9 protein-coding genes are annotated in these 8,882 nt (G+C 60.1%); 5 read left to right on the plus strand and 4 right to left on the minus strand.

All coding sequences use genetic code 11. From position 1 onward, the window contains the following. The first annotated feature begins 11 nt into the window (after positions 1-11). The gene (serA, locus tag ACRESJ_RS02790; RefSeq protein WP_431756545.1) at positions 12-1,241 is read left to right on the plus strand and encodes a phosphoglycerate dehydrogenase; all 1,230 of its coding nucleotides are present in this window, start codon (positions 12-14) and stop codon (positions 1,239-1,241) included. Positions 1,242-1,332: 91 nt separating this feature from the next. Here the strand turns inward: serA and ACRESJ_RS02795 are convergent, their stop codons facing one another. Beyond that, on the minus strand, positions 1,333-1,758 hold the full coding sequence (locus ACRESJ_RS02795; protein ID WP_431756537.1) for a DUF4399 domain-containing protein: 426 nt from the start codon (positions 1,756-1,758) through the stop codon (positions 1,333-1,335). 134 nt (positions 1,759-1,892) lie between these two features. Between ACRESJ_RS02795 and ACRESJ_RS02800 the strand changes: the two genes are divergently transcribed. Next, positions 1,893-2,477, plus strand: a complete 585-nt coding sequence (locus ACRESJ_RS02800) for a transporter substrate-binding domain-containing protein (RefSeq protein ID WP_431756538.1) — start codon at positions 1,893-1,895, stop codon at positions 2,475-2,477. Between the two features lie 75 nt (positions 2,478-2,552). Here ACRESJ_RS02800 and ACRESJ_RS02805 read toward each other — a convergent pair whose 3' ends face one another. Together ACRESJ_RS02805 and ACRESJ_RS02810 are read right to left on the minus strand one after the other, a co-directional pair. Next, a complete protein-coding gene (locus ACRESJ_RS02805; protein ID WP_431756539.1) occupies positions 2,553-3,038 on the minus strand; it encodes a DUF523 domain-containing protein in 486 nt (161 codons plus the stop codon). A gap of 2 nt (positions 3,039-3,040) precedes the next feature. Further along, a complete protein-coding gene (locus ACRESJ_RS02810; protein ID WP_431756540.1) occupies positions 3,041-3,673 on the minus strand; it encodes a 2OG-Fe(II) oxygenase in 633 nt (210 codons plus the stop codon). Between the two features lie 108 nt (positions 3,674-3,781). Between ACRESJ_RS02810 and ACRESJ_RS02815 the strand changes: the two genes are divergently transcribed. Next, positions 3,782-4,534: a DUF2059 domain-containing protein gene (locus ACRESJ_RS02815; protein WP_431756541.1), complete on the plus strand. Its 753-nt coding sequence runs from the start codon at positions 3,782-3,784 to the stop codon at positions 4,532-4,534. A 129-nt stretch (positions 4,535-4,663) separates the two neighbouring features. Here ACRESJ_RS02815 and ACRESJ_RS02820 read toward each other — a convergent pair whose 3' ends face one another. Next, positions 4,664-5,611 (minus strand): alpha/beta hydrolase, encoded by a 948-nt coding sequence (locus tag ACRESJ_RS02820; protein WP_431756542.1) that lies wholly within the window; start codon positions 5,609-5,611, stop codon positions 4,664-4,666. A 96-nt stretch (positions 5,612-5,707) separates the two neighbouring features. Here ACRESJ_RS02820 and ACRESJ_RS02825 point away from each other — a divergent pair, with 96 nt between their 5' ends. Together ACRESJ_RS02825 and ACRESJ_RS02830 are read left to right on the plus strand one after the other, a co-directional pair. Next, positions 5,708-6,289: a DUF6436 domain-containing protein gene (locus ACRESJ_RS02825; RefSeq protein WP_431756543.1), complete on the plus strand. Its 582-nt coding sequence runs from the start codon at positions 5,708-5,710 to the stop codon at positions 6,287-6,289. A gap of 107 nt (positions 6,290-6,396) precedes the next feature. Then, positions 6,397-8,808 (plus strand): penicillin acylase family protein, encoded by a 2,412-nt coding sequence (locus ACRESJ_RS02830; RefSeq protein ID WP_431756544.1) that lies wholly within the window; start codon positions 6,397-6,399, stop codon positions 8,806-8,808. Positions 8,809-8,882: the final 74 nt, after the last annotated feature.

Raw genomic sequence — 8,882 nt, forward strand, 5'->3', positions numbered from 1 at the left:
GGTTTACGCAGATGAGCAAGACTTCTCTCGATAAGAGCAAGATCAAGTTCCTTCTTCTCGAAGGCGTCCACCAATCGGCTGTCGACGTCCTCAAGGCGGCGGGCTACACCAGCATCGAGTACCTCACAGGTTCTCTGCCGGAAGCTCAGCTCAAGGAAAAGATCGCTGATGCTCACTTCATCGGCATTCGCTCGCGCACTCAACTGACCGAAGAAATCTTCGATCACGCGAAGAAGCTGGTCGCTGTCGGCTGTTTCTGCATCGGTACCAACCAGGTCGACCTGGACGCGGCCCGCGAGCGCGGTATCGCCGTGTTCAACGCCCCGTACTCCAACACCCGCTCCGTTGCCGAGCTGGTACTGGCCGAAGCGATCCTGTTGCTGCGCGGCATCCCTGAGAAGAACGCTTCCTGCCACCGTGGCGGCTGGATCAAGAGCGCGGCCAACTCCTTCGAAATCCGCGGCAAGAAGCTGGGCATCGTCGGTTATGGCTCGATCGGTACTCAACTGTCGGTCCTGGCTGAAGGCCTGGGCATGCAGGTTTACTTCTACGACACCGTGACCAAGCTGCCACTGGGTAACGCCACCCAGGTCGGCAACCTGCACGAGCTGCTGGGCATGTCCGACATCGTGACCCTGCACGTTCCGGAAACCGCTGCCACCCAGTGGATGATGGGTGAGAAGGAAATCCGCGCCATCAAGAAGGGCGGCATCCTGATCAACGCCGCACGCGGCACCGTGGTCGAGCTGGACCACCTGGCCAATGCCATCAAGGACAAGCACCTGATCGGCGCGGCCATCGACGTATTCCCGGTGGAGCCTCGCTCCAACGACGAAGAGTTCGAAAGCCCGCTGCGTGGCTTGGACAACGTGATCCTGACTCCGCACATCGGTGGTTCCACCGCCGAGGCGCAGGCCAACATTGGTCTGGAAGTAGCCGAGAAGCTGGTCAAGTACAGCGACAACGGTACTTCGGTATCGTCCGTGAATTTCCCGGAAGTAGCCCTGCCGGCTCACCCTGGAAAGCACCGCCTGCTGCACATCCACGAGAACATCCCGGGTGTGATGAGCGAGATCAACAAGGTCTTCGCCGAAAACGGCATCAACATTTCCGGTCAATTCCTGCAGACCAACGACAAAGTCGGCTACGTGGTAATCGACGTAGACGCCGAGTACTCGGAACTGGCGCAACAGAAGCTGCAACACGTCAAAGGCACCATCCGTAGCCGAGTGTTGTTCTAAGAGCAGCTATAAGCTTCGAGCGGCAGTTTGCTTTTGCTTGTGGCTTGCAGCTGAATAAAAAAGGGAGCCCTTGCGAAAGGGCTCCCTTTTTTTATTTCACATTGACGGTGATTTTCTCCGAGAGGATCGGCGGATCGAACGGCATGTGGTTGGCGTCGCCCAGTTCCAGTTGCAGGGTGTGCTCGCCCGCGGTCAGCGTCACTTCGGCCTGGGTCTGCGCCTTGCCGAAATGGATGTGATTGGCATCGCTCGGAATTGGCTTGCCCGCCTCTGGCAATTCTTTTACATCGACCAGTAAGTGGTGATGGCCGGTGTTCTTGGTGGGATCGCCCGCAGGTGCCAGTGCAACGTTTTCAACAGCGAACTTGACCACGAAGGTCTTCGGAACCGTGCCGCCGTCCGCGGGAGAAACGATGGACACTTCGGCACCTTTCGGAGCCGGGGTAGCCGCGCTGGCCAGTACAGAAACACCCATCAACAGACCAGCCAATGCAGCACGTGACATAAAGGTTTTCATTCTCTTCTCCACTTTTTCCGTAAAATCCGCGAGACCATGACAACTTCATGGTCAATCGTTGTCGAAGGCACTCGACAACCATAGCAAAGCGAGCCTGAATAAGAGGGTCGCGATAAGAATTCAAAGGAGTGACCATGCGCTTTCTGCCTGGCCTGATCTGCCTGCTACCCCTTTTGAGCCCGTTGGCTCATGCCGAATTGATAGACGACGTAAACGACCGCGGCGAATTACGCATTGCCATTGAGGCTAATACACCGCCCTTCAACTTCAAGAAAGACGACAAACTTGAAGGCTTCGAAGTCGAATTGGGCCAAATGCTGGCCAACGAGCTGGATGTGCGCGCCGACTTTGTCGTCACCGACACCAACGATCTGTTGACCGGTGTTGAAAGCGGCAAGTACGACATCGCCATCAATCACATCACACAGACCTCGGCGCTCAAGGAGCGTTTCGACTTCAGCGAGCCTTATATCCAGACCAATGCACAATTGATCGCGCAGAAAGAAGAACCGCGTTCAATCCTGTTGGTGCAGTCGCTGACAGAGGAAAAGCCCAAAGCCAACGCGAACGTGAACCTGGCGATTCCTTTTCAGAAGGGCAATCCGGCGTTTCATGCCAGCCTGGAAGGCGCGTTGCAGCGGATCAAGGCCGATGGCCGGCTGCAGAAGCTGGAGGAGAAATGGTTTGGGGCTGAGTCGGGTGTCGCGGCCAAACCCTGACCGACCGAGGAAGTGAATTCACCATTGAACCTGTGGGAGCTGGCAAGCCAGCTCCCACAGGTTTTTAGTTGATGGTTAGTTGAGCATTGCCAGTGCCTTGGCCGCCTCAGCCAGCTCCAGCTCACTGAACACCAGCACGCCATGGCGCTTGAGCAACGCTGCCGTCACTCCTTCGCCACTGATCTTCACGCCGCTGAACGTTCCGTCATAGGTCAGAAGATTGCCGCACGACGGGCTATTGGCCTTGAGGATGGCAATGCGGATGCCGTGTTCTTGCACCAGCTCCAGCGCTTGCCTGGCCCCGGACAAAAATTGCGCACTGACGTCTTCGCCCTCGGTGGTGATCACCGATGCCCGCCCTTCCAGCACTTCAGCGCCCTGCCCACCCGCAATCTCCGCAGCCGCCCGGGGCGTCGGCAAACCGCCGGCGACTTCCGGACACAGCGGCACGACCCGACCTTCGTCAAACCACTCCTGCAGCTGATCGAACGGGCCGCTGGCACCACCGTCGTAGCGCACGCGATGACCGAGCAGGCAACGACTTACCAGGATTTTCTGCATGATCAGAACGGCTCGTTGCCGCGACGCCGGAACCAACCGGTCAACGACAGGCGCTCTCGGGTCGCAGGCAAGACTTCATGGGGGACTTCGCCCGACAGGAACACCACCAGGCATCCACCGGTGGGCACCACGTCGTATTCCGCACCGTCATCCAGGTACATGCGCAACTGGCCGCCATGCTCCGGCAGCCACGCGTCATTGAGGTAGACCACTGCCGACACCGTGCGCCGATCATCATCGCGGAACCGATCGACGTGCTTGAGGTAGAAGGCACCGGGCGGGTACATCGCGAAATGGCTTTCGAAGTCTTCCAGGCCCAGAAACAGACCGCGATTCATTGCCTCGCGCAGGCTGTCCATCAACCCCAGATAACTGTCGCACGCCTCGGTCTGGCCGGGGTCGATCCACTGGATGTGATCGCCGCGAATGCCTTCACGAATCTCCGAAGACGTCCCACGCCCGACCGCAGCCGGGGCCAGTTCGCCCTCGGCGGCACGTTTACGGCACTCGGCCGCCAGCGCTCGGGTCAGATCCATAGGCAGGAAAATATTCTGCTGCGACCAGCCGTTGGCGGCCAGGTCGTCGACGATTCGTAACAGCAGCGGGTGATCAGAAGGTATTGGCATGGCGCGCATAGTATTCCTGCGCTGGAAAATCCGACAGAGCCACGCAGCGGGTTGATACGAATTCTCGACAAGTCCGTATGCCACACGGAGAATAGTCGCCTGCCGACAGGAGTCCCTATGCGCCGTTTGCTTTTCTCCCTGCTGATGTTCTGTGTTTTGCCCGCCTGGGCAGACGGCCACGACCAGTTGTACAAGGTCGCCGGCTGGCCAGAACAACGCGCGCATTTCAACGACGCTCTTGCGGCCGCCCAGCAACGCTACCAAAGCAGCCTGCCGCCAGCGGTATTCCAGGCACTGGTCAACAACAGTAACCAGCGTTTTGATCCCAAGGCTGTAGACCAGCGCGCTGAAGCGCAACTGCGCAAGAATCTGGCCGATCCAAAACCGGCACTGGCGTTCTTTCAATCTCCCCTGGGCAAGAAAATCGTCGCCGCCGAGCTGCTGGCGACCCGCCGCGATCAACTGGCGAAAAACGCCAAGGGTTTGCCGAAGATGACCGCCAGTGACAGCCGCCTGCTGATCATCGGTCATCTGGCCCAAGCCCTGCCTGCACGTGAAGCCGGCGCCGAAGTCAGCCTCGCCATTGCCGGTGTCGCGGCCGACAGCCTGAGCTCGATGATCCCCGGTTTGCTCGGTGCGGGCTCGGCGCAAAGCATGCTGAACGGACAACGTCAGCGCCTGATGGAGCAGATTGGCAGCGACCTGAACAACACCCTGTTGTACGTCTATCGCGACCTGTCGGATGAAGAGCTGGAAGAGTTCGCCACCTTTGCCGAATCGGCTGAGGGCAAGGCGTATTATCAGGCGGCGCTGGCGGCGATTCGGGCGGGGTTGGCGGTGGGGCAGAGCAATTCGAACCTTAGTCCATAATTTTCGGTGTCTGCCGTACCGCTATCGCGGGCAAGCCCGCTCCCACAGTGTTTGGTGGTTACCGACAAATTTGTGATCAACGCGGGAATTGTGGGAGCGGGCTTGCCCGCGATGAGGCCCCCACTGCCGCTAAAGATTCCTGCCCTTGATCCGCTTACTCAAAAACCCGAAATACTCCCCCCGCAAAACCGGCACCTCATTGGCCAGGTGATGCCGCGCCTCGGGCAGCATCAGCACTTGAGGCCTGTCGAACTTCGCACGCAAAACCTCAAGGTTGTGCTGCCAATCCACCGTCATATCCGCCTCGCCCTGTACTACCAACGGTCGCCGGGAGCTCGCCGGCGCAGCTTCGATGCGCTTGATCCAGCGCGCCAACGCCCCCACCCACGCCGTCGGCAGTCGTAGCGGTTGCAAGGGATCGGCCTGCAGGAACGGTAGAAAAGCCGGGTCGTTGGTGTTTTCGCTGAAACGCCGGGCGATGGCCTTTACGAACGGGCTGAGCAGGTAATAACTCAGCTGAGACCAGCCCCACGCCCGTGGCCGTACCAGCGGCGCCAACAGGATCACCTGCCCTTGGGCCGGACTGCTCGCCCCCGCATGCAATACGTGATCAATCACGATCGCCCCGCCCGTGCTCTGCCCGCACAGATGCCAGGGCTGCGGCAGGTCGAGTGACTGTGCTTCGGCAAACAACCCTTGCATGGCGTCTTGATACTCTGAGAAATCCTTGATGCTCGCCCGCTCGCCACTGGATAGCCCATGCCCAGGCAAGTCGCAGGCAATGACGGCAAAGCCCTGATCGAGCGCCCATTCGATCACATGCCGGTAAAGTCCCGTGTGGTCATAAAAGCCGTGAAAAACAAACAGGGTCGCTTTCGCCTGTACCGGCCACCAGACCTGGCTGACCAGTTCATAACCATCAACCTGAAAACGCCCCAGGCGGCTGCGCACGTTACGCGCAGAAAAATCCAGTCCGTAAAACCGCTGATACGCCTGCGCCTGCGTCGACAACGGCTGCTCCTCGGCCAATGGCCGCAGGCTGGCGCGAAGATGATCGGGGTCGAAGGTGGCAGGCATGAACGATTCCAGAGCATGAAGCGGGCTTTATTGACCTGCGATATTCATCTGTCGTGGCAAGCATGGCAAGCTAGCCGACCTTCGAGGATTGAACCGATGCGCTCGCCCCTTCGCGCCACCCTGTTTTTCAGCCTGCTCGCCCTGATATGCGCCGGCGTGTTGTGGGCGGCGTATGACTGGTTTCAGGGACGCTACCTGCGTGCATTCAGCGAGCACACTGCCGTGTTCTCCGGCGACCCGCTGCGCTTGCCCGACACGCTTTCCGGCCCCGGCGCCATCCGCCTGGTGCACTTTTGGGACCCCGCCTGCCCGTGCAATGTCGGCAATCAACAGCACCTGCGCGAGCTCGTTGAACAATACGGCCCACAGGGCGTGGAGTTCTATTCGGTGCAAAAAGCCGGCAGCCACGGGCAGTTGCCAGGCACCCTGAGCAGCCTCAAACCCCTCACGGCCCTGCCCGGCTCCGAACAGGTTCCCGCCAGCCCCGCCGTGGCGATCTGGGATCGCAGCGGCAAACTCGCGTATTTCGGCCCCTACAGCGAAGGCCTGACCTGCAACTCCAGTAACAGCTTCATCGAGCCGATCCTCAAAGCCCTGAATGAAGGTCGCCCGGTGAGTGTCACGCACACATTGGCCGTTGGGTGTTACTGCCCGTGGCCTGTCGATACAGCAAAGTAGCGACAAACGCCGCAATACGAATCCCTCCAACGGGCGATGGCCAAGGCGGTGAGTCGTGTTAAACAGTGCCCCCAAGGAACAGCTGCCACCAATAACAAGGAGTCACCATGAAACGTAGCCTGACCGCACTCGGTTTGCTGGTCGTCGCACTCGTCGCTGCTGGCGGCGGGTACATCTACAGCAAGCAGCCGACACGCCAGGGCATGGTGGAACTGCAACACCTGCAAGGCTCCGTCACCGTGCGCTACGACGAGCGCGGTGTCCCGCATATCCGCGCTGAAAACGAACCCGACCTGTACCGCGCCCTCGGCTATGTCCATGCCCAGGATCGACTGTTCCAGATGGAAGTGCTGCGTCGCCTCGCTCGCGGCGAGCTGGCCGAGGTGCTCGGGCCGAAGCTGCTCGACACCGACAAACTGATGCGCAGCCTGCGCATTCGCGAGCGGGCCGAAACCTACCTGGCAAACCTGGACAAGCAATCGCCGGCCTTCATCGCCATGCAGGCCTATCTGGATGGCATCAACCAGTATCAGGACGGCCACGCGAAACCCGTGGAGTTCGATGTACTGGGCATCCAGAAGCGCCCATTCACCCCACAGGACATCATCAGCATTGCCGGCTACATGGCCTACAGTTTTGCCGCTGCCTTTCGCACTGAACCCCTGCTGACTTACGTGCGCGATCAACTGGGTGCCGACTACCTGAAGGTGTTCGATCTCGACTGGCAGCCTAAAGGCGTGCTGGCGAAACAGCCCGGCGGTGCTGCGCTAGCCCTCGCCAGCGCAGACTGGAAGGACCTCAACGCCCTCGCCCGCCTCAGCGAGCAGGCCCTGGCCGACAACGGCCTGCCACAGTTCGAGGGCAGCAACGCCTGGGCCGTCGCCGGCAGTCGAACCAAAAGTGGTAAGCCGCTGCTGGCGGGCGATCCGCATATCCGCTTTTCCGCGCCATCAGTGTGGTACGAGGCACACCTTTCGATGCCTGGCTTCGAGCTTTACGGCCACTATCAGGCCTTGATGCCATTCGCTTCGCTGGGCATGAACCGTGACTTCGGTTGGAGCATCACCATGTTCCAGAACGATGACCTCGACCTGATCGCCGAGAAGGTCAACCCTGAGAACCCCAATCAGGTTTTGTATCGCGGCAAATGGGTGGACCTGGTGAGTAGCGAACAACAGATCGCGGTCAAGGGCCAGGCACCGGTGACGTTGGTGCTGCGTCAGTCGCCCCACGGTCCGATCGTCAACGATGCTTTGGGCAACAGCGTCGGCAAAACGCCGATCGCCATGTGGTGGGGCTTTCTGGAAAGCCAGAACCCGATCATTGAAGGTTTCTACCAGCTCAACCGTGCCGACACCCTGGCCAAGGCGCGCAGCGCTGCCGCAAAGGTCCAGGCTCCAGGCCTGAACATCGTCTGGGCCAACGCCAAAGGTGACATCGGCTGGTGGGCTGCGGCACAGTTGCCCAAGCGCCCTGCCGGAGTCCAGCCTTGGTTTATCCTTGATGGCAGCAACGGCGAGGCGGACAAGGACGGTTTCTACCCGTTCAGCGCCAACCCCCAGGAAGAGAACCCGGCGCGGGGCTATATCGTCTCGGCCAACTTCCAGCCAGTGTCGCCTACGGGCATGGAGATTCCCGGTTACTACAACCTTGCAGATCGCGGCCAGCAACTAAATCAGCAGCTGGGCGACAAAGGCATCAAATGGGATCTGGAGAGCAGTCAAAAGCTGCAACTGGGCACCACCACCGGCTACGGTCAGCGCCTGTTGGCCCCGCTGCTACCGGTGTTGAGGGAAGTGGTCAGCGATCCTGCGGAGCTCAAACTGGTGGAACAACTGGCGCAATGGAAAGGTGATTACCCGCTGGAGTCCACCAGCGCCACCGTGTTCAACCAGTTTCTGTTCAACCTTGCCGATGCGGCGATGCGCGATGAATTGGGCAATGACTTTTTCGAAACACTGCTCTCGACCCGCGTGATCGACGCCGCGCTGCCACGTCTGGCGGCAGACGCCAATTCACCGTGGTGGGACAACCGCAACACCCTCGGCAAGGAAAGCCGCGCCGATACGGTCAAGGCCGCTTGGCAGGCGAGCATCAGCCACCTCAAGACCACCCTCGGCGCGGATTTCGCGCAATGGCAGTGGGGCAAGGCGCACACGCTGACCCATAGCCATCCGCTGGGGCAGCAAAAGCCGCTGGACCGGATTTTCAACGTCGGCCCGTTTGAGGCGCCTGGCACCCATGAAGTCCCGAACAACCTGTCAGCCAGGATAGGCCCGGCGCCGTGGCCGGTCACCTACGGCCCATCGACACGGCGCCTGATCGACTTCGCGGACCCAACCCATAGCCTGACCATCAACCCGGTCGGCCAGAGCGGCGTGCCGTTCGACAGGCACTATGAGGATCAGGCCGAGGCGTATATCGAAGGGGTTTACTACCAGGCGCATCTCAATGATGAAGAGGTGACGGCGAATACGCGCAGTACCTTGAAGTTGCTGCCGGCACGGTCGGGGCAGTAGATCTTTATTGCCTGTTCCGGCCTCTTCGCGGGCAAGCCCGCTCCCACAGTTGACCGCGTTGCCCATGCGAACAC

The sequence above is a fragment of the Pseudomonas sp. genome (genome assembly GCF_050739655.1).
GTDB lineage: Bacteria > Pseudomonadota > Gammaproteobacteria > Pseudomonadales > Pseudomonadaceae > Aquipseudomonas.